We start from the raw sequence: 26,991 nt of genomic DNA on the forward strand, positions 1-26,991 counted from the left end.
GGTGGGTGTCACTCCAGCCGACGCCGCGCGCGCTGCTGCAGCCCGGCATAGGCGACGGCCGCTGCCAGCGCCGCCGCGGCCAGGGCCAGCAGTGCGGGCATGAAGGCATTGCGCGAGAGCTGCCACTGCAGCCAGGTCAGGGGCGGCAGCCGACCCACGTAGTAGGGCTGGCCGCCGAGCACGCTCTCCACACGGCCTTCGCGCACCACCGCCATGCTGCCCTGCACGCGCTGCAGCAGTTCGGGCGTCTGGAGCGCGTCCAGCAGCTTGTCGCCCTGGCCCGGCTGGGCCAACACGGCGACCACGCTGCGGCCCGGCCGCAGCGGCGACTCGAAGCCGGCGAGCACGGCCGTCTCGCGACCGGCGCCGTGCAGGTCCAGCTGCGCGGCCTGGGGCAGGTCCTGCCGCATGCGCGAGCCGGCCACGATGTCGAGTGCGCGGCGCAGCCAGTCCGGCAGTTCCAGCCGCAGGGTGTCGGCCGCGGGCTGGCTCAGCGGCATGCGCGCGCGCCACTCGCCGAACAACGGTTGGCGGTCCAGGTCGCCGAGCACCAGCAGGTCCTTGTCCGCCATCTCCGCCGCCCGGCGGGCGTCGCCCACACGCAGCCGCAGGGCGGGGTAGCCGGTGCTGCGGCCGATCTGGCCCATCAGGCCCAGGTAGAGGCCCAGATCCTGCGCCGTGGGCGCGGGCGGCAGCAGTACCGCGGTGTCGGCCAGGTCCGCGAGGCGCGAGAACGGGAAGCCCGCGTTGGCATAGGCCGCCAGGTCGGGCATGGCGATGTAGTGCGGCAGGCCCGAGAGGTCGAGCGTGGAGTCCGGATCGATGGCCCCGCGCACATTGGCCAGCAGCGGCTGGCACTTGCCGGCGCTGGGCTCGAAGTAGTAGTGCAGCCGCAGCTGGCTGCTGGGGGCCAGCAGCTGGGGCGGCACCTGCACCGTCTTCTTCTCGGCCACGGTGCCATCGGGCAGCAGCGGCAGGGCGAAGGGGTTCCACCAGGCGTCGTGCAGCGTGTTGGCGGCCCGCAGCGGCACCGAGCCGATGAAGCTCTGCCCCATGTTGATGTTCAGGGTGGACTGGTCCGGCCGCACGCGCGGGGTGTAGCGGTAATGCAGCGCCAGCGGCATGCCGTGGCTGCGCCAGGTGAAGAGGTCCGGCGGCAGCTGCAGGTTGACGCGGATGACGTCGGGCGCATAGCCGCTGACGTTGAGGTCCTGGGCCTGGGCCAGTTCGCCCAGCTGCACGGGCCGGTCGCTCGGGACCCAGCGCGGCGCGTCGTAGGGCTTGCGCGCAGGCGGCGGCTCGAAGCCGGCGATACGCGCCTGGGCACCTGCCATTGCGGGTGAGCCCACGGCCAGCGCAGAGGCGGCGCTGCGCAGCTCGGCGGCGTCGCGGCCCATCACCAGCAGCAGCTTGTGCTGGGCATTGCCGGGCATCGGCACGACCGCGAGCTGCGGGCCGTCGATGGGCGGCACGGCCACGCCCGCGGGCGCGGACTGGGGCGTGGCGAAAACCACCGCATGGCCGCCGGCCGGCAGGGCGCCCTCGCTGACCGGAAAGCGGGCGCCGCGGTAGCCTGCCAGCGCACCGAACCACGAGGCGACGATGCCCGCGGCCTCCAGCACCTCGGGTGTGGCACCAGGTGGCAGCACGAAGGGCAGCGTCAGCCGGCCCACGTCGCGCCGATCGAAGAAGGGCACCGGCAGCAGGCGCAGGTCGTTGTCGAGCGTGAGCGGCTGGACGGACAGCCGCAGCGTGCTGCCGCTGTCGATGGCGGCCCACAGGCTGCTGTGGTTGGGATCCTCGCAGTCGCGGGTGTAGTGGCCGACCAGCTCGACGACGAGCCGGTTGAACTCGGTCACCAGCCGGCGGTCGATGGCGATCTCGGCGGTCTGCGGCCGGCCCGCGGCGGCAGGGTCTACCGGCAAGGTGGCCAGCACGACGTCGTTGACGCTGACCTTCAGGTGCGACAGCGCGGGGATCAACGCCGGCGAGAAGGTGTAGTTCAGCCGCAGGTTGCCGCCGGTGACCAGTTCGTCCGCCCGCACGCTGAAGGGAATGCCCACGGCGCCGCTGGTGCCGCGCAACTGGATGGCGTAGTCCACCCCCAGCTGGCGCAGCGTGGCCTCGCGCACGGACGGGCCTGCCACAGCCGTGCCCGGTGCCGGGACGGTCGCCGCCGCCGCGCCCGTCGGCGCGGGCTGCTGCGCGTTCAGGCCCGGCGCCGGGCCTGCCAGCAGGCCGAGGGCGAGCGCGGCCGGCAGCAGTCGGCGGCCGGATGCCGGCGAGCGGCGGGGAGGCGCGGCGCGCATGCCGTTCATTTCGCCGCCTGGCGCGCCGCGGGCCGCGGATCGGGGCCGATGCGCAGGCCCGCCTGACGCAGGTAGTGGAAGCTCATGTCGCGAAGTCCGATGACGCTGATCCGGCTGATGTGCGCGAGGACCGACCACACGGACGCGCGGGGATGGTTGCCCCAGCGGGCCGCCCACAGGTCGGCGCGGGCGGTGGTGCACTGCACGAAGGCGCGCTCCTGCGCCAGCGTCATGGCATCCAGGCGCACGCCCATGCGCCCGTTCTGGTTGTGGCGCACCACCGCGTCGAAGCGATGCTCCTGCGCGCCCGCGAACAGCGCGACCGACACGCGGTCATCCGTCTTCGCCGCCACCGGCTCCGGCAGGCGCAGGCCCAGGCCTTGCTGGGAGAAGTCGTTGGTCTCGCAGCGCATCGACACGCCGTCCGACGTGTACAGCGTGGCCGCCACCTGCAGCCGCACGCGGTGCGTCTCGTGCCGTTGCTGTGCCTCGTTGGCGGCCGCCACGCAGGCGCCCAGGATCAGCACGTTGTAGACCGTCCAGGCCATGTTCAGCCAGACCGTCAGCGTGTCGTGCGCCGGCACCCAGCCGAGCCGCCACACGCCGAAGCCCAGCCCCACCACGTTCAGCAGCAGCAGTACCAGATAGGGCTTGGCGATCTGGGCATCGAAGTAACGCTCGGCGATCAGCCCGCCCTTGGCCGTGACGTTGAAGCTGCCCAGCTTGGGATTGAGCAGCGCCACCAGCGTAGGACGGAAGATGTACCAGGCCAGCACCGCCTCGTAGACCTCGTTCCACAGCAGGTAGCGGAACCGCCCCTGGATGCGGCTGTTGGTGAGATTGGCATGCAGGATGTGCGGCAGCGCGAAGGCGAAGATCATGGCCGCCGACGCATGGATCACGCTGGCACCCAGCAGCAGGTAGGCCAGCGGCGCCGTCAGGTAGATCAGCCGCGGCAGCCCGTACAGGAAGTGCAGCATCGCATTGAGGTAGCACAGCCTCTGTGCCCAGTTCAACCCCCGGCCGAGCAGCGGGTTGTCGGTGCGGAAGATCTGCGCCATGCCCCGCGCCCAGCGGATGCGCTGGCCCACATGGCCCGACAGGCTCTCCGTGGCCAGGCCCGCTGCCTGCGGCAGGGCCAGGTACGCCGTGTTGTAGCCGGCACGGTGCATCTTGAGTGCCGTGTGGGCGTCCTCGGTCACCGTCTCTACGGCGATGCCGCCCACCGCCTCGCAGATCGTGCGCCGCAGCACGGCGCAGGAGCCGCAGAAGAACGCCGCGTTCCACAGGTCGTTGCCGTCCTGGATCAGGCCGTAGAACAGCTCGCCCTCGTTGGGCACGGTGCCGAAGGTGCCCAGGTTGCGCTCGAAGGGATCGGCCGAGAAGAAGTAGTGCGGCAACTGCACCATGCCCAGCTTCGGGTCGCGTCCGAACCAGCCCATCGCGATCTGCAGGAAGGAGCGGGTGGGGATGTGGTCGCAGTCGAAGATGGCGATGAACTCGCCCCGAGTGCGCTTGAGGGCCGCGTTGATGTTGCCGGCCTTGGCATGGCGGTTGTCCGTGCGGGTGAGGTGCTCCACGCCGGCGGCTTCGCAGAAGACGCGGAATTCCTCGCGCCGGCCATCGTCCAGCACGTAGATGCGCAGCTTGTCGCGCGGCCAGTCGATGGTCTGGGCCGCCAGCACCGAGCTGCGCACCACATCCAGCGGCTCGTTGTAGGTGGGAATGAACAGGTCCACCGTGGGCCACTGGGTCGGGTCCGCAGGAAGCGGCACCGGCCGGCGCTGCAGCGGCCAGGCCGTCTGCACATAGCCCAGCACCAGCACCACGAAGGCGTACACCTCCGCCACCAGCAGGCCGGCGCCCAGCGTCAGGTCGAGCACGCCGGGCAGCACCAGCGTCTCGGTCAAGCGCCAGTAGAGGTAGCGGGAGGACACCGTCACCGACAGCACCATCATCACCAGGCTGGCGAAGCGGCCGCGGGCGCGGCCGACCACGAGGGCGGCGACGAAGCACGTCACCGACAGCAGGAGCTGCTGCCCGAGCGTGAGCGGCGTGATGACCACCAGCGCCAGCAGCACGAGCGCCAGCAGCCAGCCGCCCACGCGCACGGGCAGCAGGCCCAGCCAGGCGGGCGGCTGTGCGGCGGGCTGCGCCGGCGACGGCGTCATGCGGCGGGCCTTCCCGATGCGCCTGGGGGCGCCGTGGAGCGACGCCTCACGCCTGGGCGGGCCAGTGGCCGGGGCTGGTGGCGTCCAGGTGGGGCAGCAGGCGCCGCACCGCCTCGTCGATGTCGTGCGCGGCCTGGCTGTGCGGCGCGTACTGCGCCACCGGGAGCATGTGCGCCATGGCCTCGCTCACGGCCTGGTCCTGGTGCAGTTCGCCGATGAGGCGCGGGCCCAGCTCGTCGCGCAGGCGCTGGAGCACATCGCGCGCCAGCCGCCGCTCGGGCGCGACCTGGTTGACCAGGTACAGCAGCCCGCCGAAGCCGGCGCGTGCACGGGCGTACTTGTCGACCATGCGCTCTACCAGCTCACGCGTGGCGAAGGAGGCCGCGTCCGCCAGCAGCGGCATCAGCGCGAGCGAGGCCACGCGCAGCACCTGCTGCAGATAGACCGACGGGCCGGGCGGCGTGTCCACCACCACCACGGCGTCGGCCGGCAAGGCCCAGCCCTCGATGGCCAGCGCCAGCCAGTCCGGCTGGGCGGCCAGCGACTGCTGGAACGCGACGAGCTGCTCGTCGTCGAGCTGGCCGAAGGGCAGCAGCACCACGCCGCCGCGGCCGCGCATCATGCTCTGGCGCCAGCCGATGCGGCCGAGCACCACGTCGGCCAGGCCGTTGGTGGGCAGGGGCTGTGGCGCCAGATGCAGCCGCAGCGCGTTCTGTGGATCCAGGTCCAGCGCCAGCACGGGCCGGCCCTGGCGTGCCAGGGCCGCGGCCAGGTTGGCTGCCAGCGTGGTCTTGCCCACCCCGCCCTTGGAGGCCACCAGGGCCAGCACGGTCGCCATGGCGGCTCAGGCCTGGCGGCGCCAGCTGCGCAGCAGCCCATGCCGCACCGCGGGCGGGCTGGACGATGCAGGCGGCTGCTGCGCCAGCCGCTCGAACAGCTGCTGCAGCGGTGCCATGCGCGCATCGTTGCCGGCGGTCGCTGCGCCCACGGGCAGCGAGGGCGCCGCTGCGCTGGCTGCCGCATGGCGAAGCAGTGGCGCCAGTCGCGCGGAGGGCATGGCCGGGGAGGTCGGCTCCGCCTGCGCGGGGCCGGTCCCCGTCGACGGCGCAGCCCCCGTATGGGGCGAAGCAAGCAGGGGCCACTCGGCCGTCGGCTCGGGCGCGGCCGGCGACGCGAACTTGCGGTAGCTGCCGGCGTCGCCGTCGAATTTCTGGAACAGGCCGACGATGTCGTCGGGAGGCACGGGAGCAGTCATCGATCGGCGCGTCGGTGGAGTTGGAGATGGATGCGCGGGCTGACGGTGGGCTCGACCGCATCGGGCACGAGCGCCGACACGGCCAGCGCGGCGGGCGAGCCCTGGGCTTCGAGCCAGCCCTCGTACACGCCTTCGAAGAAGCTCTGCGCCCAGGGCAGCGAGACGCTGCCGAAGCTGGCCACCAGCGGTTGGCAGTGGTGCTGCAACCACAGCCGGTCCTCGTCCTCGTGCAGGCGCACGAAGCCCCAGCGCATGTCGGCCCAGGCGCGGTTCATCGCCGCCTCGAGTTCGGCCACGGTCTGGCAGCGCTCCAGCGGCATCGACTGCGCCACCCGCCGGCCCAGACGGGCGAACAGCGCCTTCAATTCGCTGTCCGGGAGCCCTTCGCCCAGTTCCATGCCCAGTGCCTGATTGAAAAGGCGCCATTGCCGATCGCAATGAACACTTTCGTAATACGCTATTTCTTCGGAGCTCAAGGAGGACATAAAAACGGGTCCCGCATCTCATGGGTCAGAAAAAAACATTCACTTGTAATTAAATGTTTTTAGCAAAGATAGGATTTGATTTTTCCTTTGAAAACAACAACCTGAATGACATTTGGCGAGAGTTTTCCTCATGTTGGGAAACCTTTCGCAACCATGGTATCGCGCTTTGTTTCTCAACGGCCAATTGGCCGTTGAGGCTGACAAGCCGCCTCAGAAACGATGCAAGTCCGGAAAATGTCCTCGCATTGCGAAGGGGACCGCGTCGGACAATTCCGCTTTGCAGCCGGCCCGGCGGGAACGGGGCATGGCCGGCCCTCGTACCGGGGAGGCGCAGGTGCAGACCGGCCCTGTGCCTGCGAAACAGGCAATCCGTCCAAAGTGCACGAGGGAACGGGCCTTGGCGACGCCTTCCCAGGAATATGCCCAGACTTATCCACAGAAATCCGGGACAACACGGCCTGCGCGGCAGGAGCGCGCGGGGCGACTTGTCCGGACGTGTGCGTAAACGCACTTCCGCGCACCGGCGAGGGGCAGAAACTGCAAGGCATCGATCCGGTGGCACCTGCCGCGACGGGATCGACCCCTCTCCCGACGCACGAAAGGATTCGCCATGAACAAGACCGCTCTTCTCGCCGCTGCCCTGCTGACGCTGGCCGCCGGCGCCGCCTCCGCCGAAACGCAGGAGGACTACATCCAGCAGAACCGCACGCCGGTGCACAGCACCCTGGCGCGCGCCGAAGTGCAGCAGCAACTGGTGGCCGCCGAGCGCAGTGGCGACGTGGCCGCCATCGGCGAAGCCAGCAGCTTCGGCCAGCAGCCCGTGTTCGTCAGCGCCCGCACCCGTGCCCAGGTGCAGGCCGAGGCGGTGGCCGCAGCCCATGCGGCCAACCAGAACCTGGACCCGCGCGCCTTCGTCGACAGCCGCCTGCCCGCCAACATGCAGCGTGAGCCGCAGCGTCAGCAGGCCTCCGGCACCGCCCAACAACCCCTGTGAGGCCCGCCATGTCCTACGCTTCCTCCGAGACGGGCGCCGCGCTGGTCCCGCCCCATGACGATGCCGGCAAGCTGGTGCTGCGCCTGGCGGTCGGCGTGCTGGTGTTGCTGCACGGCATCTTCAAGCTGGGCACGGGCCCGGGCTTCATCGTGAAGATGCTGGCCGCCCACGGACTTCCCGGGGCCATCGGCTACCTCGTCTATGTGGGCGAAGTGCTGGCGCCGGCGCTGATGATCCTGGGCCTGTGGACGCGCCCGGCCGCGGCGGTGGTCGTGATCAACATGATCGTGGCCTTCCTGCTGGTACACACCAGCCAGTTCTTCTCGCTGACTGGCCAGGGCGGCTGGGCGCTGGAACTGCAGGGGCTGTACCTCTTCGGTGCCCTGGCGGTGATGCTGCTGGGCGCGGGCCGCTATGCGGTCGCCGGTCCGCAGCGCGGGCTGAACTGAGACTGGGCGCGAGGCGGCGTCAGGCGCCGCCGTCGCCCATCACCTCGGCGACCACGCGCGCCAGGCGCGCCACATCGGTGACGACGAGGGCGTCGCCCTCCTTGCGCAGCAGGCCGGCTCGCACCAGCGCATTGAGTTCGCGGGTGACCTGCTCTCGGTTGGTGCTGATGCGGCTGGCCAATTCGGCATGGCGCGGTGCCGGCGCCAGCCGCACCTCGCCGGCAGTGACCTCCGGGCTGGCGGTCCGGGCCAGCCGCAGCAGTTCCGCATGAAGGCGGTTCTGTACGCCCAGCGTGCTCAACTCGATCACCCGCTCCGACAACTGGCGCACCAGCGTCGTCAGGCGCTGCATCTGGCGCCGGGCCACAGCCGGTTCCTGCTGCAGCAGGTCCAGGAAGGCCTCACGGTCCAGCACTGCCACCAGGCTGTCTTCCACCGTCATCACATCCGCCGAGCGGGGTTGGCCGTCCAGCGCGGCGAGGTCGCCGACGATTTCGCCGGCGCCCAGATCGCGGAAGGTGACCTGCCGGCCGTTGGCGCCGTAGGTGGTCACGCGCACGGCGCCGTCGATCACCAGGTAGACGTCGGCGCGCCGCTGGCGCCGCAGCAGCAGGGGCTGGCCCGCGGCCACCCGGCGCCAGGCGCAGCGGCCCGCCAGTGCGTCCAGGCGTGCCGGGGGCAGGTCGTCGAAGAGGGCAAAGCGCCGAAGCGCAAGACTGGAAGGCCGGTCGCTCATGGGCGCGCGATTATGCTCAGCCGCCCATGAGCCCGCCTCCGCCGGTCGCCGCACCGGCCGCCCCCGCCCCCTTCTCCTTGCGTTCGCGCCGCGATCTGCGCTGGGCCAGCGGCCTGGTGCTGATGGCCTACGTGACGCTGCACCTGCTCAACCATGCGCTGGGGCTGGTCTCGCTCGGGGTGGCCGAAGGGGCGCTGGGGCCGCTTCGCGCCATCTGGCATTCCTGGCCGGGCACGCTGCTGCTCTATGGCGCGGTCGCCGTCCACCTGGCCCTCGCCTTCGTGGCGCTGTGGGAGCGGCGCAGCCTGCGCATGCCGCCGTCGCAGGGGCTGCGCATCGTGCTGGGTTTCGCCTTGCCGCTGCTGCTGGCCTCGCACCTGGCGTCCATGCGCGGCGGCTACACCTTGTTCGGATTGAACGGCAGCTATGCGCGGGTGGTCGACGGCCTGTGGGGATCGGCCGGCGGGATCTTCCAGATCATCGCCCTGGCCACGGCCTGGACGCACGGCTGCATGGGCCTGCACTTCGCCCTGCGGGCAAATTCGCGCTGGCGGCGGGCGCAGCCGCTGCTGCTCGCGGCGGCCGTGTTGCTGCCCACGTTGGCGGCGCTGGGTTTCGTGGCCATGGGGCGGGAGTGGCAGTTTGCGCCAGGGCTGGTGACCGCGCCCGACGCCGTCCAGGGTCACCGGCTGGGCATGCTCGCCGAGCATGGCCAGGACCTCTACGTGACGCTGCTGGCGGCGTGCCTGCTCGCGCGGCTGGCCCGAGGGCGCCTGCACCGGCTCTCCGGCGCACGCATGCTGACGCTGCGCTATCCGGATCGCAGCGTGCAGGTGCCCGTCGGCTGGAGCGTGCTGGAGGCCAGCCGGGCCCATGGCATTGCCCACCTGTCGCTGTGCGGCGGCCGGGCGCGCTGTTCCACCTGCCGCGTGCGGGTGGCGGGCCCTGCCGGGCACTGCCCGCCGCCCGGCCCCGACGAGCAGCGCACGCTGGCCCGCGTGCGTGCCGGCGCCCAGGTCAGGCTCGCCTGCCAATTGAGGCCGACGGGCGACCTGGAGGTCTCCCCGCTGCTGGGCGCCGGCGGGGCCGCCGAAGGCCACCGTCCGCGGCTGGACGGCGAGCGGGAGGTGGCCGTGCTCTTCGTCGACCTGCGCCGCTGGTCCGGCCTGGCCGAGCGCCAGTGGCCCTTCGACCTCGTCTACGTGCTCGACCGCTACTTCGCGCTGGTCGGCCGGGCCGTGCGGGAGGCGGGCGGCGTGCCCAACCAGTTCATCGGCGACAGCGTGATGGCCCTCTTCGGCCTGGAGGAAGGCCTGGATCTCGCCTGCCGGCGGGCCTTCCGCGCGGCGGCGCTCATCAGCGCCCGGTTGCGCGCGTGGAGCACCGACTTCGAGCGCGAATTCGGCCAGCCCCTCGATTTCGGCATGGGCCTGCATGCCGGCACGGCCGCCGTGGGCGAGGTCGGCCACCTGGACGTGCAGAGCTTCACCGCCGTGGGCGAGGTCGTGAACACCGCCAGCCGGTTGCAGGAGCAGACCAAGGCGGCCGGCGCGGCGCTGGTGGCCTCGCGCTTCGCGGTGCGGCATGCGGGCCTGTCGCCGGCGGCCGGGGAAATGCGGCGCATCGACGTGCGGGGCCGCCGCGAGCCCATCGAGGTGGTCGCCTGGTCGGCGGAGGCGCTGGCCGTGGCCGTGCAGGGCCAGGGTGGATCGCCGCTTTTGTAGAATCCGCGGCCAACCGAGGAGCGTTGCAGCGCCGTCAGGCGTGAGGCTCGGAATCCACACGCAACCACGCTCACCCGCCCGTGCCGCGGTGAGTCTTCATCTCCCCCAACGCGCAGCGGAAACCCGAAACCCGTGTTCTGGAGCATTGCATGAGCGCCGTTCTCAAAGCCGACCCGTCCGCCGACCTGGCGATCGCCGACATCTCGCTGGCCGACTGGGGCCGCAAGGAAATCAAGATTGCCGAGACCGAGATGCCCGGTCTGATGGCCATCCGCGAGGAATTCGCGGCAGCGCAGCCCCTCAAGGGCGCCCGCATCACCGGTTCGCTGCACATGACCATCCAGACGGCGGTGCTGATCGAGACCCTCAAGGCCCTGGGCGCCGATGTGCGCTGGGCCTCGTGCAACATCTTCTCGACGCAGGACCATGCCGCTGCCGCCATCGCCGCGGGTGGCACGCCGGTGTTCGCCGTCAAGGGCGAGTCGCTGGAGGACTACTGGGACTACACCCACCGCATCTTCGACTTTGGCCCCAAGGGCTCGAAGGGCGAAGGTCCCAACATGATCCTGGACGACGGCGGCGACGCCACGCTGCTGATGCACCTGGGCCAGCGCGCCGAGAAAGACCTGTCGGTGGTGGCCAACCCGTCGAGCGAAGAAGAGCGCATCCTTTTCGCCGCCATCAAGGCCAAGATCGCGCAAGACCCGACCTGGTACACCCGCAAGTCGGCCGAGATCATCGGCGTGACCGAAGAGACCACGACCGGCGTGCACCGCCTGAACGAGATGTCCGCCAAGGGCACGCTGTTGTTCCGCGCGATCAACGTGAACGACTCGGTCACCAAGAGCAAGTTCGACAACCTCTACGGCTGCCGTGAATCGCTGGTGGACGGCATCAAGCGCGCCACCGACGTGATGATCGCCGGCAAGGTCGCCGTGGTGGCTGGCTACGGCGACGTGGGCAAGGGCTGCGCCCAGGCCCTCGCCGCGCTGCGCGCCCAGGTGTGGGTGACCGAGATCGACCCCATCAACGCCCTGCAGGCCGCCATGGAAGGCTTCAAGGTCGTGACCATGGAGTACGCCGCCGACAAGGCCGACATCTTCGTGACCACCACCGGCAACAAGGACGTCATCCGCCACGAGCACATGCTGGCGATGAAGAACGAATCCATCGTCTGCAACATCGGCCACTTCGACAACGAGATCGATGTCGCGTCGATCGAGAAGTACCAGTGGGAAGAGGTCAAGCCCCAGGTCGATCACGTGATCTTCCCGGATGGCAAGCGCATCACGCTGCTGGCCAAGGGCCGCCTGGTCAACCTGGGCTGCGCCACGGGCCATCCCAGCTTCGTGATGTCGTCCTCCTTCGCCAACCAGACCATCGCGCAGATCGAGCTGTTCACCAAGCCCGATGCCTACGAGGCCGGCAAGGTCTACGTGCTGCCCAAGGTGCTGGACGAGAAGGTCGCACGCCTGCACCTGAAGAAGGTCGGCGCCCAGCTCACCGAGCTGACCGACGCGCAGGCCGCCTACATCGGCGTGGCCAAGACCGGGCCCTACAAGCCCGACACCTACCGCTACTGAGCACCCGCCGGGCTTCGTGCCGCCGCCTTGGGCGCCCGTGCAGGGCGCGCGCAGGCGGTGCGCCGGAGCCGGTGGCCGCGGCGCCTCGCACGGGGCGAGCCGGCCTGCTCCCGTCTTCTCCCATGCGCGCTGACCAGCTGCTCGTCGAACGCGGCCTGGCTGCTTCCCGCTCGCAGGCGGCGCGCCTGATCGCGGGTGGCCTGCACTGGCGGTTGCACGCCAGCCAGCCCTGGCGTGCGGTCGCCAAGAATGGCGACGACGTGCCGCCCACGGCCGAGCTCGAACTGGTCGACGCCGCCGAGGCACGCTATGTGTCGCGCGGCGGCCTGAAGCTCGAAGGCGCACTCGATGCGGCGGGCCTGGATGTCGCCGGCCTGCGTTGCCTGGACGTGGGCCAGTCGACCGGTGGCTTCACCGACTGCCTGCTCCAGCGCGGCGCCGCCGCCGTGGTGGGCGTGGATGTGGGCCATGGTCAGCTGCACGAACGGCTGCGGGCCGATGCGCGCGTGCAGACGCTGGAGAAGGTCAATGCGCGCCATCTGCAGCCCGCGCAGTTCGCGCCGGTGGGTGGCGCAGATTTCGGGCTGGTCGTCGGCGACCTGTCCTTCATCTCGCTCACGCTGGTGCTGCCGGCGCTGGTGCCGCTGATGGCACCGACGGGGCGCCTGCTGATGCTGGTGAAGCCGCAGTTCGAGCTGCAGCCGGCGCAGATTGGCAAGGGCGGCATCGTCCGCGATCCGGCGCTGTACGCCGAGGTCGAGGCCCGGCTGCGGCAGGGCTGCGCCGATGCCGGCCTGCGCCTGCTCCAATGGCTGGACAGCCCCATCGCCGGCGGCGACGGCAATCGCGAGTTCTTCATCCACGCGGCGCCTTCGGCGGCCGCGCACGACAACTAACGACAAGAAAAGGGTTCCCCATGGCGCTGCCGATCAGTTTCGAGTTCTTCCCGCCCAAGACGCCCGAAGGCGCGGTCAAGCTGCGGGCCGTGCGGGCGCAGCTGCGTGCCCGCGCGCCGCAGTTCTGCTCGGTGACCTATGGCGCCGGCGGTTCCACGCAGGCGGGCACCTTTGCCACCGTGAAGGAGATCCTGGAAGAAGGCACCGACGCCGCCTCGCACTTCTCGTGCATCGGCGCCACGCGCGAGACGGTGCGCGATCAACTGCATCAGCTCAAGGCCATGGGCGTGCGCCGCCTGGTGGCGCTGCGCGGCGATCTGCCCAGCGGCTACGGCATCGGTGGCGAGTTCCAGTACGCGAGCGACCTGGTGGCCTTCATCCGTGCGGAGACCGGCCGCGATTTCCATCTCGAGGTGGCCTGCTATCCCGAGGTGCATCCGCAGGCCCGCTCGCCCCAGGCCGACATGCAGGCCTTCGCGACCAAGGTGCGTGCGGGCGCCGATTCGGCCATCACGCAGTACTTCTTCACGCCCGAGGCCTACTTCCGCTTCGTCGACGAGGCCCGCGCGGCCGGTGCAGACGTGCCGATCGTGCCGGGCATCATGCCCATCACCAGCTCGACGCAGCTGATGCGCTTCTCGGATGCCTGCGGCGCGGAGATCCCGCGCTGGGTGCGGCTGCGGCTGCAGTCCTTCGGCGACGACACGGCTTCGATCAAGGCCTTCGGCCTCGACGTGGTCGCGGCCCTGTGCGAGCGCCTCGTGGCCGGCGGCGCACCGGCGCTGCACTTCTACACGATGAACCAGGCCGCGCCCGCCTTGGCGCTGCTGGACCGGCTGGGCCTGGGCGAATGAGCGTCTGGGCAACGGCGCGGGCCGCATGTGCGGCACTCGCGACGCTGCTGGCCGTGGCCTGTGCGCCGCTGCCGACGACGCCGGACGCCGGGGCGGGTGGCACGGCGCCGCCCGAGACCGCCGCCGTCCGCCCGAAGCTTCGGCCATTGGAACGGCAACCGCCGGCCGCCGCCGAGGCGCCGCGTTCGCGCGTGGTCCAGATCTTTCCCGACCTGGGCGAGACGCCGGACGGTCCGCCCGACGACCTGCAGGTCGAGGAATTCGAGCGGGGCGGGGGCTCCTGGTACGGCGTGCAGTTCCACCGCCGGCGCACCGCCAGCGGCGAGCTGTTCGACATGACCAGCTTCACCGCGGCCCACAAGACGCTGCCTTTCGGCACCAAGGTGTGCGTGCGCAGCCTGGTGAATGGGCGCGAAGTGCTGGTCTACATCAACGACCGGGGGCCGTTCACGCCGGGCCGCATCATCGACCTGAGCCAGGCGGCGGCCGAGCAGATCCAGCTGACCACCATCGGCTTCAAGCAGGTGTCGTTGACGGTGATCCCGGACGAGGGCGGGCGCTGCGCGGGCGAGCGGGTCGAAGGTGGCCTGGCGCCCATCAACGTGGCGGCGGTGCCGCGTCCCGCTCCAGCGCGTCGTGCGCCGGCCCGGGGGGTGAAGCGCCGGCGCTGAGGTGTGGGCGGCGGCCATCGTGGACGAAACCCACCCGGCTGCCGCGGTGGATCAGCCGCCGTGCTCCAGCGTGAAGGCGGCGTTGGCGTCCTGCGCCAGCACCTGCGCCATGCGGGCCAGGCTGGGCCGCAACCGCGCGGCCAGGGTGTGCGGCGGATTGATGATGAACATGCCGCTGGCGGGCAGGCCAGGCCGGCGGCTGGTTTCGCCCGGTAGCGCGGCGGCCATGCGGCTGGACTTGACCGTGAGGCTGGCGTTGAGCCAGGGCTTGCCGGCCTTGGTCGCCAAGGTCTTGAGCCGGCGGGGCAGTTCGTGCGCCTCCGGCCGGGGAATGATCGGATACCAGACGGCGTAGACGCCCGTGGCGAAGCGCTTGAGCGCCTCGCCCACGTAGGCGGCGGTGCGGCCATAGTCGGTCTTCATTTCGTAGCTCGGATCGGTGAGCACGAGTGCGCGGCGCGAGGGCGGCGGCAGGAACTTGGTGGCGCTGCCGAAGCCGTCCTCGCGCAGCACGGCGATGCGGCGGCCCGCGTCGAGCTGGGCCACGTTGCCGGAAAGCGTTTTGGCGTCGGTGGGATGCAGCTCGTAGAGCTTGAGGCGGTCGTGTTCGCGCAGCAGCTGATGGGCGACGAAGGGCGAACCCGGGTACACGCGCAGCGCCTCGCCGCGGTTGAACTCACGCACCAGGGTCATGTAACGGGCCAGCGCGTCGGGCAGGGGGGTGTCGGATGCAGCGGCCGCCTCGGCCAGCCTCAGCACGCCTTCGGCGGCTTCGCCGCTCTTGCCTGCATAGTCGCCGTCCAGGCGATACAGGCCGGCGCCGGCATGGGTGTCGACCATCGTGAGGGCCGTGTCCTTCTCCAGCAGGTAGTCGAGCACGGCGATCAGCACCGTGTGTTTGAGCACGTCGGCATGGTTGCCGGCGTGGAAGGCATGGCGGTAGCTGAACATGGGGCAATGCTAACCGCGGCAGCGCCCATCTGGCGCGTATCTGCAGGCCGTGCATATAATGGAAGGCTTCGCAGCGTTTTACCGAGCCCCGCGGCGAAGCTCAGACACCCGCCTAAGAGCTTTCCTTCAGAGAAAGACCGACCGCGGAAAAGGGCTCTTCCAAACCTCCTTTTCCAAGGAAATCTCATGTCTACGTTCAGCGCCAAGCCCGCTGACGTGAAGCACGAGTGGTTTGTGATTGACGCAACCGATAAGGTTCTCGGTCGGGTCGCCAGCGAAGTGGCCCTCCGTCTGCGCGGCAAGCACAAAGCCATCTACACGCCTCACGTCGACACCGGTGACTTCATCGTCATCGTCAACGCGTCCAAGCTCAAGGTCACCGGCACCAAGAGCCTCGACAAGGTCTACTACCGTCACTCCGGCTTCCCGGGTGGCATCACCGCCACCAACTTCCGCGACATGCAGGCCAAGCACCCCGGCCGCGCGCTCGAGAAGGCCGTCAAGGGCATGCTGCCCAAGGGTCCTCTGGGCTACGCCATGATCAAGAAGCTGAAGGTCTACGGCGGCGCTGAGCATCCGCACAGCGCCCAGCAGCCGCAGCCGCTGGAAATCTGAGGAGTCCCGAGATGATTGGTGATTGGAACAACGGCACCGGCCGTCGCAAGTCCAGCGTCGCCCGCGTGTTCCTCAAGAAGGGCAGCGGCAAGATCACGGTGAATGGCAAGCCGATCGAGCAGTTCTTCGGCCGCCAGACCTCGATCATGATTGCGAAGCAACCGCTCGCGCTGACCGAGAACCTGGAAGCCTTCGACATCCAGGTGAACGTGCACGGCGGCGGTGAGTCCGGCCAGGCCGGCGCCACCCGCCACGGTATCACCCGTGCGCTGATCGACTACGACGCGACCCTCAAGCCGGTGCTGAGCCAGGCTGGCTTCGTCACCCGCGACGCGCGTGAAGTCGAGCGTAAGAAGGTCGGTCTGCACTCCGCACGCCGCCGCAAGCAGTTCTCGAAGCGCTGAGCGTTTCGCAGCTGCCACAGAAAAACCGCCCTCGGGGCGGTTTTTCTTTGCCTGCGTTAGCATTCCTTCCCTTGGTCGCGCCCGCCGGGCTCGGCCCTCCACGGAGATATTCCATGACCGCAGTTGCCGAAACCACCGCGCCCGCCGTGCAGGCGATGCCCGAGCCGATCGTGTTCACCGATTCCGCCGCCGCCAAGGTGGCCGACCTGATCGCCGAGGAAGGCAATCCCGATCTGAAGCTGCGCGTGTTCGTCCAGGGCGGCGGCTGCTCCGGCTTCCAGTACGGCTTCACCTTCGACGAGGTGACCAACGATGACGACACGACCATGACCAAGAACGGCGTGTCGCTGCTCATCGATGCCATGAGCTACCAGTACTTGGTCGGTGCCGAGATCGACTACAAGGAAGATCTGCAAGGTGCCCAGTTCGTGATCAAGAACCCCAACGCCACCACCACCTGCGGCTGCGGTTCGAGCTTCTCGGTCTGATCCCCCGCACCGTGCGACAACAACGCCAGTCGCCGCCATGAAAGCCGCCTTCGGGCGGCTTTTTGTTTCCCTTTGCGCCCGAGCCCGCCCTTGACCGCCTCCCGACCCGAAGCCGCTCCAGCGGCCACCGACACCTCGCAACGCATCCTGCTGTGGCTGGTGGCCATCGGCTTCTTCATGCAGACGCTGGATGCCACCATCATCAATACCGCCCTGCCGTCGATGGCGCGCGCGCTGGGCGAAAGTCCTTTGCGCATGCAGTCCGTCGTGGTGTCCTATTCGCTCACGATGGCCCTGCTGATCCCCGCCTCGGGCTGGCTGGCCGACCGCTTCGGCACGCGGCGCATGTTCATGGTGGCCATTGCCTTGTTCACGCTGGGTTCGCTGGCCTGCGCGGCGTCGCGGCATTTGGACGAACTGGTGGCGGCGCGGGTGCTCCAGGGCCTGGGTGGTGCGCTGCTCCTGCCGGTGGGTCGGTTGACGGTGCTCCGTACCTTTCCCCGCGCGCAGTTCCTGCAAGCCATGAGCTTCGTGGCGATTCCTGGCCTGATCGGCCCTCTGCTGGGTCCGACGCTGGGCGGTTGGCTGGTCGAATACGCATCGTGGCACTGGGTGTTCCTGATCAACCTGCCGGTGGGCCTGATCGGCCTGGCAGCGACCCAGCGTTTCATGCCCGACGTGCGGGCCGATGCGCCCGGCCGCTTCGACCTGCTGGGCTACGTGCTGCTGGCCTTCGGCATGGCCAGCCTGTCGCTCGCCATCGAAGGTGCAAAGGGCCTGGGGCACGCCGGAGCCCTGGTGCTGGCGGTGTTCGGCTTCGCGGCCGTGGTGGCCTATTGGCTGCATGCCGTCCGGCATCCGGCGCCGCTGTTTTCCACCCACCTCTTCCAGGTGCGGACCCTCTCGGTCGGGTTGCTGGGCAACCTGTTCTGCCGGCTGGGCAGTGGCGCCATGCCCTTCCTGATTCCGTTGTCGCTGCAGGTGTCGCTGGACTACTCGCCGATGCAGGCCGGCATGATGATGCTGCCGACGGCGCTGGCCGGCATGGGCATGAAGCGGGTGGCGGCCCAGTTGATCCTGCGCTTCGGCTACCGGAACCTGTTGACAGCCAACACCTGCATCATCGGCCTGCTGATGACCAGCTTTGCGCTGGCCTCGCCCGGCGAGCCGCTGTGGCTGCGGCTGCTGCAGTTCGCGCTGTTCGGCGCCTTCAATTCGCTGCAGTTCACCGCCATGAACACCCTCACCCTCAAGGACCTGGATGGGGCCAGCGCCAGCAGCGGCAACAGCCTGTTCTCGATGGTGCAGATGCTGGCGATGAGTCTGGGGGTCGCCATGGCCGGCGCCGTGCTGTCGGGCTTCAGCGGTGCCTTCGGCGATCACGCCCTGCCGGCCTTCCAGGCCACCTTCGTGACGGTGGGACTGGTGACCGTGGCCTCGGCCTTCATCTTCTGGCAGGTGCCGCCGGAGGCACGCTCACCCCAGCTGGAAGAACCGGACGCGGCCGGCCGGCACTGAGGCCGGGTGCCCGCCCGGCTGCAGCCATGCTGGGCTCCGTCGGCTGGGTCCATTTCGCGGCCACGCGGCCGTGCGATCTTGGAGGCGCTCAGGCCGGGTAGAGCGCGCCCAGCACCCTCAGGCCACGTGCGCCCGTCGCCATGGGCAGATTGCCGGGTTCGCCGGCCACGAGGCGCTGTGCCAGCCAGGCAAAGGCGGTGGCCTCGACCTGCTGCGGCGGCAGGCCGTGCGCGGCGGAGCTGTCGATGGCCACGCCGGGCAGCTGCTGCGTCAGGCGGCGCATCAGGTCGTCATTGGCGGCGCCCCCGCCGCAGACGATCAGCCGTCGGACCCCCGGCGCATGCAGCCGCAGCGCCTCGGCGCAACTGCGGGCGGTCAGCTCCGCCAGGGTGGCCTGCACATCGCATGGATTCGCCGCCAAGTCGTCGGGCTGCAGATGCTGCGCGAGCCACTGCGGATGGAACAGGTCGCGCCCGGTGCTCTTGGGAATGGGTTGGGCGAAGTAGGGTTCGGCCAACAGGCGCTGGAGCAGCGCAGGGCGGACCGAGCCCGAAGCGGCCCAGGCTCCGCCGGCATCGAAGGCGGTCCCTCGGTGCAGATGGCACCAGTGGTCGAGCAGGGCGTTCGCCGGGCCGCAGTCGAAGCCGCGCACCGGCCCGTCATCGCCCGGCAGCAGGCTCAGGTTGGCGATGCCGCCCAGGTTGAGCGCCGCACGGTCCTCGCCGGACCGGCCGAACAGCGCGGCATGGAAGGCCGGCACCAGAGGGGCACCCTGGCCGCCCGCGGCCACGTCGCGCGAGCGGAAGTCGCAGGCCACAGGCAGGCCCGTCAGTTCGGCCAGCAGGGCCGGGTTGTTCAGCTGCAGCGTGTAGCCCGTGCCGTCGAAGGCGCCCGGCCGGTGACGTACCGTCTGACCATGGGCGCCCATGGCGCGGATCGAGCCTGCGGCCCGACCGGCCTGGTCGAGCAGTTGCCGCACCACCGCGGCGTAGTGGCGTGCCAAGCCGTTGGCGGCGAGGGCGGCCCGGTGCAGTTCGTCCACGCCCTGCGGCTGGTTCAGCGCCAGCAGTTCGGCGCGCAGGGCGGCGTCGAAGTCGACGCTCGCATGGGCATGCACCGTCACGCCGCCGTCGAAGGCGGCGATCACGCCGTCCACGCCGTCGAGGGAAGTGCCGGACATCAGGCCGATGAAAAGCGCCGTCATGCGGGGTTCTCGAATGTCGCCAAGAAAAAAGCGCCGGAGGGCCGGCGCTGCTTGAAGGGGAAATGGGGCCCGGCCGCCGGTTCGGGGCAGGCCGCCGCGCCGTCGTCAGTCCGCGCGGGCCTGCAGCACCGCGCTGGCGGCGGCGAGTTCGGTGCGCGCCGCACCCATCGCCTTGGCGAAGGCTGCGCGGGCGGGGGCGGGAATCGGCGCGCCGCCATCCTGCTCGGCCAGCATGCGCTGCGGGTCGAAGTACTGGCCGTCGATGCGGAACTCGAAATGCAGGTGCGGGCCGGTGGCCCAGCCCGTGGAGCCCACCGCGCCCACGCGCTGACCCTGGCTCACCGACTGGCCCGCCTTGACGTCGATGCGGCTCAGGTGCGCATAGGCCGTCTGCTGGCGATTCCGGTGGTTGATGATGACGATGTTGCCGTAGCCGTTCTGCCAGCCGGCGAAATCGACCGTGCCGTCGCCCACGGTGCGTACCGGCGTGCCGGGCGGTGCGGCGAAGTCGGTGCCGGTGTGCTGCCGCCAGCTGTTCAGGATCGGGTGCAAGCGCATCGCGAAACCGCTGGACACGCGGGTGAACTCGACCGGCGACGCCAGGTAGGCGCGGCGCAGGCTTTCGCCGTCGAAGCGGTAGTAGCCGCCTTTCTGCCCGGCAGGCTCGAACCACATGGCCTGATGGACCTTGCCGCCCGTCTCGAACTCGGCGGCAAGCACGCGGCCGCTGCGCATGGCCTGGCCGTCAGCTTCGAGGCTTTCGTACTGCACGGCGAAGCGGTCGCCCTTGCGCAGCTGGCGGAAGTCCACGTCGCCCGAGAAGATGTCCGCCAGCTGGCTGGCGACAGCGTCTGGGATGCCTGCAGCGTCGGTGGCGGCGAAGAGCGAACTCTGGATGGTGCCACCAGCCACGCGCTGGTTGATGTCCAGCGTCTCGGCCTCGCTGCGCACGGCGAAGCTGGCGCCGTCCGGCTGCATCGTGATGCGGCGGAAACCGCCCGCGTTGTCGGGCACCCAGCGGGCCGACAGGCGATGCAGGCGGCCGTCCTGGCCGATCTCGGCGGAGATGGTGCGGCCCACGCGGCTGAGCATGGCGGCGCGCGCCTCGCCGTTGCCGCGCACGAAGGCGGCGGCCGCCGGGTCGTTCACGCCGAGGCGGCCGAGCAGGGCATCTGCCGTGTCGCTGGCGCGGGTGGACTCGGTGCGGAAGAGGGTGAAGCTGTAGCCGTCGAGGGCTTGGCTCTGGCTTTCGACAGAGACGGGGGTGACGGTTTCGAGGACTTGGCGGATCGGCAGATCCGCGGCATCGGGGCCCAGCGAGGCGACGGCGAAGGCGCCGCCGCCGGCGGTCATCAGCATCGCGGCGACGGCGGCGGTGAGATGGCGGGGATGGGTCCGGATGACCAGGGCCACGCGAGACGCAAACGCTTCCTCGGCGGCCAGAATGCCGTTGATCAGTTTCGACAACGTAGGAATCCAGGGCTCGGGTTCGGCGGCCGCCCTGCAGCGCTGTAGGTGAGCGCTGATGCCAGTGCGGGGCGAAAAGAGGCGCTGCGTAGAATGCACAGCGCAAAACCCGGCGGAGTATAGCGGCGTGTGTTGTTTCCGCCCCTCAAAATCGCAATGAATCCCCAGTCTCCTATTGGTCAAACACTATCGGATGGTGTAGGACAAGCGCTCGAAATTTCGCTGCGAGGCGCCGACGAACTGCTGCCTCAGGACGAGTGGATCCGCAAGCTGCAGCGCGCCGAAAAGACCGGCCAGCCGCTGCGCATCAAGCTGGGCCTGGACCCCACGGCCCCCGACATCCACATCGGCCACACGGTGGTGCTCAACAAGATGCGCCAACTGCAGGACCTGGGCCACCAGGTGATCTTCCTGATCGGCGACTTCACCACCCTGATCGGCGACCCCTCCGGCCGCAACAGCACCCGCCCCCCCTTGACGCGTGAGCAGATCGAAGAGAACGCGCAGACCTACTACCGCCAGGCCAGCCTGGTGCTCGATCCGGCGCGCACCGAGATCCGCTACAACTCCGAATGGAGCGACCCGCTGGGCGCCCGCGGCATGATCCAGCTGGCGGCCAAATACACGGTGGCCCGAATGATGGAGCGCGACGACTTCACCAAGCGCTTCAAGGCCGGCCAGTCGATCTCGGTGCATGAGTTCCTGTACCCGCTGATGCAGGGTTACGACTCGGTGGCACTCAAGAGCGACCTGGAGCTCGGCGGCACCGACCAGAAGTTCAACCTGCTGGTGGGTCGCCACCTGCAGCAGGAATATGGCCAGGAGCCGCAGTGCATCCTGACCATGCCCCTGCTCGAAGGCCTCGACGGCGTCGAGAAGATGTCCAAGAGCAAGAACAACTACATCGGCATCAGCGAGGCGCCGAACACCATGTTCGCCAAGGTCCTGTCGATCTCGGACGCGCTGATGTGGAAGTGGTTCACGCTGCTGAGCTTCCGCTCGTTGAAGGAGATCGCCGCGCTCAAGGCCGAGGTCGAGGGCGGGCGCAATCCCAAGGACGCGAAGGTGATGCTGGCCAAGGAGATCACGGCCCGCTTCCACAGCGCCCAGGCGGCCGACGCGGCCGAGCAGGACTTCATCAATCGCAGCCGCGGCGGCGTGCCGGACGAGATTCCAGAGGTGCAGATCAACGGTGCGCCGCTGGGCATCGCCCATGTGCTCAAGCAGGCGGGGCTCGCGGCATCCACGTCGGAGGGCAACCGCCTGATCGATGGTGGCGGCGTGCGAGTGGACTCCAGCGTGGTGAGCGACAAGGGTCTCAAGCTGGAGGCCGGGAGCTACGTCGTGCAGGTGGGCAAGCGCAAGTTCGCGCGGGTGCTGCTGGCCTGACTGACCGTTTCAGGCGTGCCGACTGGCACGCCTGCTTCAATGTGCCGGCCATGCCGGTCGCGCGTCAGGCGGCAGGGCGGGCGCTGCCAAGAAGCGCGCGGGGCCTTCAGCGCAGATCGACCACGACGCGCCGGTTGCGCGGCTCGTCCACCTCGTCGGCCGTGGGTACGGCCAATTCGCGCTCGCCGCGTCCGGCGGCTTCGATGCGTTCCTGTGCGAAGCCGCGCTGGATCAGCATCTGTCGCACCATCTGTGCCCGGGCCAGCGACAGCGCGTCGTTGGCCGCCGCCGCACCCCGGGTGTCGGTGTAGCCGGTGATGACCAGGTCGGCGCCCGGCCGGGCCAGGGCGTCGCCCAGCAGCGCATCGAGGGCGCGCTGCGATTGCGCAGCCAGTCGCGTGCCCCCTGTGTCGAAGAACAGCACGTAGCGCTGCGGGCGGGCGGGCCGCATCGAGAACAGGCTGGGGTTGCGGGCCTGCACCGTCGCCGCGTCGGTGGTGTCGACCACCGGCGGCTGGTTGGTGGCAACCACCGAGGCGCGTTCGTAGGGCTTGTCCAGCCGCTGCTGCCCGCCAGCCGTTTTCACGACCACCGCGGACGGCGTGCCGTCGTCCTGCGGCAGCAGCACCACGCGGGTGGAGGGCGGCGGTGGCGCCGCGCAGGCCGCGAGCAGTAGGGCTACGGCGGGAACGGCCCAACGCAGCAGGGTGAACGGGCGGCGCATCATGGGGCCTCGGCGGACACGATGAAGTCCGTCCCTCGGATGCCGATCGTGGCCGTCTGCGTCTCCACGCGCACCGCTTCCGGATGGGCCTTGCCCAGCAGGCCGCTGATCATGCGCAGCGAGCCCCGCAGCAGGCCGACCAGCAGGTTGCCGTCCTGCGTGGTGCTGTCGAAGCGGTAGTCGCGCAGGTCCACGCGCGAGGCGGGGCCGACGACCAGGGTGGTGCCGTCCCGCAGCACGAGGCCGGCTGCGCCTTGCGCGTCCGTCTCGACGCGGTCGCTGGCACGCAGCGTGCTGCCCGCCTGGGCGGCCTGCGATTGCCCGGCCGCGTTCACGATGAGAACCTGCCCCTGGACCGATTTGATGAAGCCGGCGTGTCCGCCGCTCACGGCGTCCTGCGCCTGGGCCGGGCCCACAATGCCGACCCACAGGGCAGCGGCGGCGAGCAGGCCTTGAAGCATCCTCTGTCTCATGACCTTAATCTGGCGCTAAAGAAAACCGCGCATGATAGGTCGCGCCCCACGGCGCTCTGCGGCGCGTTCAGTAGAGTTTTTGACAAAGAACATGAAATATTTCCCTATCGGTGATGATTCGCCGTTTTGGCAGCCGCGCAATCTGCTGAAGCTGTCCATCGGGGTCGCACTGGTCACCATCCTGCTCAAGAGCATCGCCGGCTATGTGACCCATTCCATGGGCCTGATCTCGGACGCCATGGAGTCCTTCGTCAACCTGGCCAGCGCGGTGTTCGCACTGAGCATGGTGACGGTGGCCTCCCGCCCTGCGGACGACGACCATCCCTACGGCCACCACAAGGCCGAATACTTCTCATCCGGCTTCGAGGGCGTGCTGATCGTCGGTGCGGCGCTGGCCATTGCGGGCGCGGCCGTGCACCGGCTGCTGAATCCCCAGCCGCTGGAGCAGCTGAGCTGGGGCCTCGTGCTCTCGGCCGTCAGTTCGGCCTTCAACGGCGGGCTGGCCTGGCTGCTGTTCCGCGCGGCCAAGAAGCACAACTCCATCGCGCTGGAGGCCGATGGCCGGCACCTGATGACGGATGTGTGGACTTCCGTCGCCGTGATCATCGGCGTGATCGCCGTGGGCTTCACCGGCTGGCTGTGGCTCGATCCGTTGCTGGCCATCGGCGTGGCGATCAACATCATCTGGGAGGGGGGGCAGCTGGTCTGGCGCTCGGCCCAGGGCCTGATGGACGAGGCGCTGGCGCCGGCCGATCAGGCGTTGTTGCAGGCGGTGCTGGATCGCATCGCCGCCGAGACGCCCGCCGACACCGAGATGCGCTTCGACCACCTCGTGACCCGCCGCGCCGGCCGCCGCTGCTTCGCCGACCTGCACATGCATCTGCCGGGCGGCTGGACGCTGCGCCGCGCCGCGCTGATGCGGGACGACGTCGAGCGGGCACTGATGGCGGTGCTGCCCAACCTGCGGGTGACCATCCAGCTGCTGCCGCTGAAATTCGAGTCGCGGGCCGCGCTGGCGCAGGACCGCGACCCCGTCGGCCGGGTGCTGCCATGAAGGCGCTGCTGCAGCGCGTGCGCGAGGCGCGCGTGGAGATCGCCAGCGAGGTGGCGGGGGCCATCGGGGCAGGCCTGCTCGTGCTGGTGTGTGCCGAGCCGGGCGACACCGAGGCTGTGGGCGAGCGGCTGCTGGCCAAGATCCTGAAGCTGCGCATCTTCTCGGACGAGACCGGCAAGATGAACCGCAGCGTGCAGGATGTGGGCGGCGGGCTGTTGATCGTCAGCCAGTTCACGCTGGCGGCGGACGTGCGCGGCGGCAACCGGCCCAGCTTCACGGGCGCTGCGCCGCCGGACGAGGGGCGGCGGCTCTACGACGCCTTCGTCACGCAGGCCCGCAGTTTGCATCCCGAGGTGGCCACGGGGCGTTTCGGGGCCGACATGCAGGTGCACCTGGTCAACGACGGTCCGGTCACCATTCCCATCGACATGCGCTGAACGCCGGGATTGCTCTCGGGGCCTCAGGCTGTGTGCAGGCGGGTCTGTGAGAGGCGCGCTCTCAGCGACCCCGATACGGATTGCGTACGCCCAGCCCGGCCAGGATCTCGATCTCGCGCGCTTCCATCGCTTCGGCGTCCTCGTCGCCGGTCTCGTGGTCCCAGCCCTGGGCATGCAGCGTCCCGTGCACCAGCAGGTGCGCGTAATGGGCGGCCAGGGTCACGCCCAGCTCCTTCGCCTCGCGCGCCACCACAGGCGCACACAGCACCAGGTCGGCCATCACCATCGGCGACTGCGCATAGTCGAAGGTCAGCACGTTGGTCGCGTAGTCCTTGCCGCGGAACTCGCGGTTGAGCTGCTGGCCTTCCTCGGCGTCCACGATGCGCACGGTGATCTCGCCGGGCGCCTCCAGCGCATGGCGGATGCAGCGGACCACGCGGTGGCGGGGCAGGGCGGCGCGGTGGCGCGCCAGCGCGTCGATGCGGCCGAACTGCAACGACAGGGAAAGTGGCGGCATCGCCATCAGTCGACCTTTGCGCTGCTGCGCTTGCGGGAGGCGTCGTAGGCATCGACGATGCGCGCCACCAGCGGATGGCGCACCACGTCGCCGGTGTCGAAGCGGGTGAAGGCCAGGCCCTGCACCCGGCGCAGCACGCGCTCGGCCTCCACCAGACCACTGGTCTGCGTCTTGGGCAGGTCGATCTGGCTGATGTCGCCCGTCACCACGCACTTGCTGCCGAAGCCGATGCGGGTGAGGAACATCTTCATCTGCTCGGGCGTGGTGTTCTGCGCCTCGTCCAGGATGACGAAGGCGTTGTTGAGGGTGCGCCCGCGCATGAAGGCCAGCGGCGCGATCTCCAGCGCATTGCGCTCGAAGGCCTTGGTGACCTTCTCGAAGCCCATCAGGTCGTACAGCGCGTCGTAGAGCGGGCGCAGATAGGGATCGACCTTCTGCGTGAGGTCGCCGGGCAAAAAGCCCAGGCGCTCGCCAGCCTCCACCGCCGGGCGGGTCAGCACGATGCGCTGCACGCTGCTGCGCTCCAGCGCGTCGACCGCGCAGGCCACCGCCAGGTAGGTCTTGCCGGTGCCCGCCGGGCCGATGCCGAAGGTGATGTCGTGGTTGGCGATGTTGTCGAGGTAGACGCTCTGATTGGGGGTGCGGGCGCGCAGGTTGCCGCGGCGGGTGGCGAGCGTGAGCGCGCCTTCCTCGTCCTCGGCCATCTGGCCGTCGCCGGCCAGAGTGAGCTGCACCATAGCGGCATCGACCGGATGTTTGGCGATCTCGTAGAGGGCCTGCAGCACCTCCAGCGCGCGCTCGGCGCGGGCCTTGGGGCCGTCGATCTTGAACAGCTCGTGGCGGTGGGCGATCTTGACCTCCAGCGCCTCCTCGATGCGGCGCAGGTGCGCGTCCATGGGGCCGCACAGGTGTGCCAGGCGGCTGTTGTTCGCGGGGGTGAAGCTGTGGCGGAGAATCACGCGGCTTTTTTCTCTGGCAGATGGAATCGAAGGATCGGCACGCAAGTCATGATAGGAAAACTCACCGGAACCCTGGCCGAACGCAACCCGCCGCAGATCGTCATCGACTGCGGCGGCGTGGGCTACGAGGTGGACGTGCCGATGAGCACCTTCTACAACCTGCCGCAGGTGGGCGCGAAGGTCTCGCTGCTCACGCACTTCATCGTGCGAGAGGATGCCCAGATTCTCTACGGCTTCGCGTCGGCGGAAGAGCGTGCGGCCTTTAGGCAGCTGATCAAGATCGCGGGCGTGGGGCCGCGCACGGCGCTGGGCATCCTGTCGGGCCTGAGCGTGGGCGAGCTGGTGCAGGCCATCGCGTTGCAGGAGCCGGGCCGACTGGTGAAGATTCCCGGCATCGGCAAGAAGACGGCCGAGCGCCTGCTGCTGGAGCTCAAGGGCAAGCTGGGCGACGCCGTGGGCACCGCCGGCGCTGCCGCCCAGCCCGCCAGCGACGCCCAGGCCGACATCCTGCAGGCCCTGCTGGCGCTGGGTTACAACGACAAGGAAGGCGCTGCCGCCCTCAAGGCCCTGCCCAAGGACGTGGGCGTGAGCGAGGGCATCAAGATGGCGCTGAAGGCGCTGGCGAAGTAGGCGCTCAGGTTCCGCTGACTTTTGCTCGAAAGGC

The 26,991-nt window shown here is 69.6% G+C and carries 28 protein-coding genes and 1 riboswitch; of the genes, 15 read left to right on the plus strand and 13 right to left on the minus strand.

Translation table 11 applies throughout. The features are described from left to right. Window positions 1-8 precede the first annotated feature (8 nt). Genes bcsB through bcsD form a run of 5 tightly spaced genes read right to left on the minus strand, consistent with a single transcriptional unit; the run spans window position 9 to window position 6,220 of the window. On the minus strand, window positions 9-2,318 hold the full coding sequence (gene bcsB, locus DFR41_RS07525; protein WP_114802308.1) for a cellulose biosynthesis cyclic di-GMP-binding regulatory protein BcsB: 2,310 nt from the start codon (window positions 2,316-2,318) through the stop codon (window positions 9-11). Beyond that, a complete protein-coding gene (bcsA, locus tag DFR41_RS07530) occupies window positions 2,315-4,480 on the minus strand; it encodes a UDP-forming cellulose synthase catalytic subunit (protein WP_114802309.1) in 2,166 nt (721 codons plus the stop codon). Before bcsA ends, bcsB begins: the two co-directional genes overlap by 4 nt. A gap of 46 nt (window positions 4,481-4,526) precedes the next feature. After that, window positions 4,527-5,318 carry a cellulose biosynthesis protein BcsQ gene (bcsQ, locus tag DFR41_RS07535; RefSeq protein ID WP_114802310.1) on the minus strand — a complete coding sequence of 264 codons (792 nt, stop codon included), beginning with the start codon at window positions 5,316-5,318 and terminating at the stop codon, window positions 4,527-4,529. Window positions 5,319-5,324: 6 nt separating this feature from the next. Next, window positions 5,325-5,723, minus strand: coding sequence for a hypothetical protein (locus DFR41_RS07540; RefSeq protein ID WP_114802311.1), 399 nt, complete (start codon window positions 5,721-5,723; stop codon window positions 5,325-5,327). Between the two features lie 8 nt (window positions 5,724-5,731). Continuing rightward, complete coding sequence (gene bcsD / locus DFR41_RS07545; protein WP_043117362.1) at window positions 5,732-6,220, minus strand: cellulose biosynthesis protein BcsD; 489 nt, start codon at window positions 6,218-6,220, stop codon at window positions 5,732-5,734. A 610-nt stretch (window positions 6,221-6,830) separates the two neighbouring features. Here bcsD and DFR41_RS07550 point away from each other — a divergent pair. Together DFR41_RS07550 and DFR41_RS07555 are read left to right on the plus strand one after the other, a co-directional pair. Then, window positions 6,831-7,214: a DUF4148 domain-containing protein gene (locus DFR41_RS07550; protein WP_114802312.1), complete on the plus strand. Its 384-nt coding sequence runs from the start codon at window positions 6,831-6,833 to the stop codon at window positions 7,212-7,214. Between the two features lie 8 nt (window positions 7,215-7,222). Continuing rightward, complete coding sequence (locus DFR41_RS07555) at window positions 7,223-7,663, plus strand: DoxX family protein (RefSeq protein ID WP_114802313.1); 441 nt, start codon at window positions 7,223-7,225, stop codon at window positions 7,661-7,663. 19 nt (window positions 7,664-7,682) lie between these two features. Here the strand turns inward: DFR41_RS07555 and DFR41_RS07560 are convergent, their stop codons facing one another. Then, entirely contained in the window at window positions 7,683-8,399 is a 717-nt protein-coding gene (locus tag DFR41_RS07560; RefSeq protein ID WP_114802314.1) for a Crp/Fnr family transcriptional regulator, read from the minus strand. Window positions 8,400-8,425: 26 nt separating this feature from the next. Between DFR41_RS07560 and DFR41_RS07565 the strand changes: the two genes are divergently transcribed. The 5 genes from DFR41_RS07565 to DFR41_RS07585 all read left to right on the plus strand — a co-directional run bounded on the left by DFR41_RS07565 (window position 8,426) and on the right by DFR41_RS07585 (window position 14,127). Further along, window positions 8,426-10,123: an adenylate/guanylate cyclase domain-containing protein gene (locus tag DFR41_RS07565; protein ID WP_114802315.1), complete on the plus strand. Its 1,698-nt coding sequence runs from the start codon at window positions 8,426-8,428 to the stop codon at window positions 10,121-10,123. Window positions 10,124-10,132: 9 nt separating this feature from the next. Beyond that, window positions 10,133-10,202: riboswitch (S-adenosyl-L-homocysteine riboswitch) on the plus strand. A 70-nt stretch (window positions 10,203-10,272) separates the two neighbouring features. Continuing rightward, complete coding sequence (gene ahcY / locus DFR41_RS07570) at window positions 10,273-11,706, plus strand: adenosylhomocysteinase (RefSeq protein ID WP_114802316.1); 1,434 nt, start codon at window positions 10,273-10,275, stop codon at window positions 11,704-11,706. Between the two features lie 122 nt (window positions 11,707-11,828). Continuing rightward, complete coding sequence (locus DFR41_RS07575; RefSeq protein WP_114802317.1) at window positions 11,829-12,602, plus strand: TlyA family RNA methyltransferase; 774 nt, start codon at window positions 11,829-11,831, stop codon at window positions 12,600-12,602. Between the two features lie 20 nt (window positions 12,603-12,622). Next, window positions 12,623-13,456 carry a methylenetetrahydrofolate reductase [NAD(P)H] gene (gene metF / locus DFR41_RS07580; RefSeq protein WP_114802318.1) on the plus strand — a complete coding sequence of 278 codons (834 nt, stop codon included), beginning with the start codon at window positions 12,623-12,625 and terminating at the stop codon, window positions 13,454-13,456. Continuing rightward, window positions 13,453-14,127, plus strand: coding sequence for a septal ring lytic transglycosylase RlpA family protein (locus tag DFR41_RS07585; RefSeq protein WP_114802319.1), 675 nt, complete (start codon window positions 13,453-13,455; stop codon window positions 14,125-14,127). Before metF ends, DFR41_RS07585 begins: the two co-directional genes overlap by 4 nt. A gap of 51 nt (window positions 14,128-14,178) precedes the next feature. On the opposite strand, the gene DFR41_RS07590 is transcribed toward DFR41_RS07585, so the two are convergent. Further along, window positions 14,179-15,078: a 23S rRNA (adenine(2030)-N(6))-methyltransferase RlmJ gene (locus DFR41_RS07590; RefSeq protein WP_017759428.1), complete on the minus strand. Its 900-nt coding sequence runs from the start codon at window positions 15,076-15,078 to the stop codon at window positions 14,179-14,181. A gap of 186 nt (window positions 15,079-15,264) precedes the next feature. Here DFR41_RS07590 and rplM point away from each other — a divergent pair, with 186 nt between their 5' ends. The 4 genes from rplM to mdtD all read left to right on the plus strand — a co-directional run bounded on the left by rplM (window position 15,265) and on the right by mdtD (window position 18,103). After that, window positions 15,265-15,693, plus strand: coding sequence for a 50S ribosomal protein L13 (rplM, locus tag DFR41_RS07595; RefSeq protein WP_114802320.1), 429 nt, complete (start codon window positions 15,265-15,267; stop codon window positions 15,691-15,693). An 11-nt stretch (window positions 15,694-15,704) separates the two neighbouring features. Then, complete coding sequence (rpsI, locus tag DFR41_RS07600; protein ID WP_017761458.1) at window positions 15,705-16,097, plus strand: 30S ribosomal protein S9; 393 nt, start codon at window positions 15,705-15,707, stop codon at window positions 16,095-16,097. A 113-nt stretch (window positions 16,098-16,210) separates the two neighbouring features. Further along, entirely contained in the window at window positions 16,211-16,585 is a 375-nt protein-coding gene (gene erpA / locus DFR41_RS07605) for an iron-sulfur cluster insertion protein ErpA (RefSeq protein ID WP_017761459.1), read from the plus strand. A 90-nt stretch (window positions 16,586-16,675) separates the two neighbouring features. Beyond that, window positions 16,676-18,103: a multidrug transporter subunit MdtD gene (gene mdtD, locus DFR41_RS07610; RefSeq protein WP_017761460.1), complete on the plus strand. Its 1,428-nt coding sequence runs from the start codon at window positions 16,676-16,678 to the stop codon at window positions 18,101-18,103. An 88-nt stretch (window positions 18,104-18,191) separates the two neighbouring features. Here the strand turns inward: mdtD and DFR41_RS07615 are convergent, their stop codons facing one another. After that, window positions 18,192-19,307 carry an anhydro-N-acetylmuramic acid kinase gene (locus DFR41_RS07615; protein ID WP_017761461.1) on the minus strand — a complete coding sequence of 372 codons (1,116 nt, stop codon included), beginning with the start codon at window positions 19,305-19,307 and terminating at the stop codon, window positions 18,192-18,194. Between the two features lie 105 nt (window positions 19,308-19,412). Next, window positions 19,413-20,765 (minus strand): M23 family metallopeptidase, encoded by a 1,353-nt coding sequence (locus DFR41_RS07620; protein WP_081682274.1) that lies wholly within the window; start codon window positions 20,763-20,765, stop codon window positions 19,413-19,415. 165 nt (window positions 20,766-20,930) lie between these two features. Between DFR41_RS07620 and tyrS the strand changes: the two genes are divergently transcribed. Continuing rightward, window positions 20,931-22,163: a tyrosine--tRNA ligase gene (gene tyrS / locus DFR41_RS07625; protein ID WP_017761463.1), complete on the plus strand. Its 1,233-nt coding sequence runs from the start codon at window positions 20,931-20,933 to the stop codon at window positions 22,161-22,163. 106 nt (window positions 22,164-22,269) lie between these two features. Here tyrS and DFR41_RS07630 read toward each other — a convergent pair whose 3' ends face one another. Together DFR41_RS07630 and DFR41_RS07635 are read right to left on the minus strand one after the other, a co-directional pair. Then, window positions 22,270-22,890 (minus strand): OmpA family protein, encoded by a 621-nt coding sequence (locus DFR41_RS07630; RefSeq protein WP_017761464.1) that lies wholly within the window; start codon window positions 22,888-22,890, stop codon window positions 22,270-22,272. Further along, window positions 22,887-23,348 (minus strand): FecR family protein, encoded by a 462-nt coding sequence (locus DFR41_RS07635; RefSeq protein ID WP_017761465.1) that lies wholly within the window; start codon window positions 23,346-23,348, stop codon window positions 22,887-22,889. The genes DFR41_RS07630 and DFR41_RS07635 overlap by 4 nt, the downstream gene beginning before the upstream one ends. 103 nt (window positions 23,349-23,451) lie before the next feature. Between DFR41_RS07635 and DFR41_RS07640 the strand changes: the two genes are divergently transcribed. Next, entirely contained in the window at window positions 23,452-24,414 is a 963-nt protein-coding gene (locus DFR41_RS07640; RefSeq protein ID WP_114802322.1) for a cation diffusion facilitator family transporter, read from the plus strand. After that, a complete protein-coding gene (dtd, locus tag DFR41_RS07645) occupies window positions 24,411-24,851 on the plus strand; it encodes a D-aminoacyl-tRNA deacylase (RefSeq protein ID WP_017761467.1) in 441 nt (146 codons plus the stop codon). Before DFR41_RS07640 ends, dtd begins: the two co-directional genes overlap by 4 nt. A 61-nt stretch (window positions 24,852-24,912) precedes the next feature. On the opposite strand, the gene ybeY is transcribed toward dtd, so the two are convergent. Both ybeY and DFR41_RS07655 read right to left on the minus strand, forming a co-directional pair. After that, window positions 24,913-25,374: an rRNA maturation RNase YbeY gene (gene ybeY / locus DFR41_RS07650; RefSeq protein ID WP_043115104.1), complete on the minus strand. Its 462-nt coding sequence runs from the start codon at window positions 25,372-25,374 to the stop codon at window positions 24,913-24,915. Continuing rightward, window positions 25,374-26,327, minus strand: coding sequence for a PhoH family protein (locus DFR41_RS07655; RefSeq protein WP_017761469.1), 954 nt, complete (start codon window positions 26,325-26,327; stop codon window positions 25,374-25,376). The genes ybeY and DFR41_RS07655 overlap by 1 nt, the downstream gene beginning before the upstream one ends. 48 nt (window positions 26,328-26,375) lie before the next feature. Between DFR41_RS07655 and ruvA the strand changes: the two genes are divergently transcribed. Further along, window positions 26,376-26,957 (plus strand): Holliday junction branch migration protein RuvA, encoded by a 582-nt coding sequence (gene ruvA, locus DFR41_RS07660; protein ID WP_017761470.1) that lies wholly within the window; start codon window positions 26,376-26,378, stop codon window positions 26,955-26,957. Window positions 26,958-26,991 lie beyond the last annotated feature (34 nt).

Source organism: Pseudacidovorax intermedius (assembly GCF_003350475.1).
In the GTDB taxonomy this organism is placed as follows: Bacteria; Pseudomonadota; Gammaproteobacteria; order Burkholderiales; family Burkholderiaceae_C; genus Xenophilus; species Xenophilus intermedius.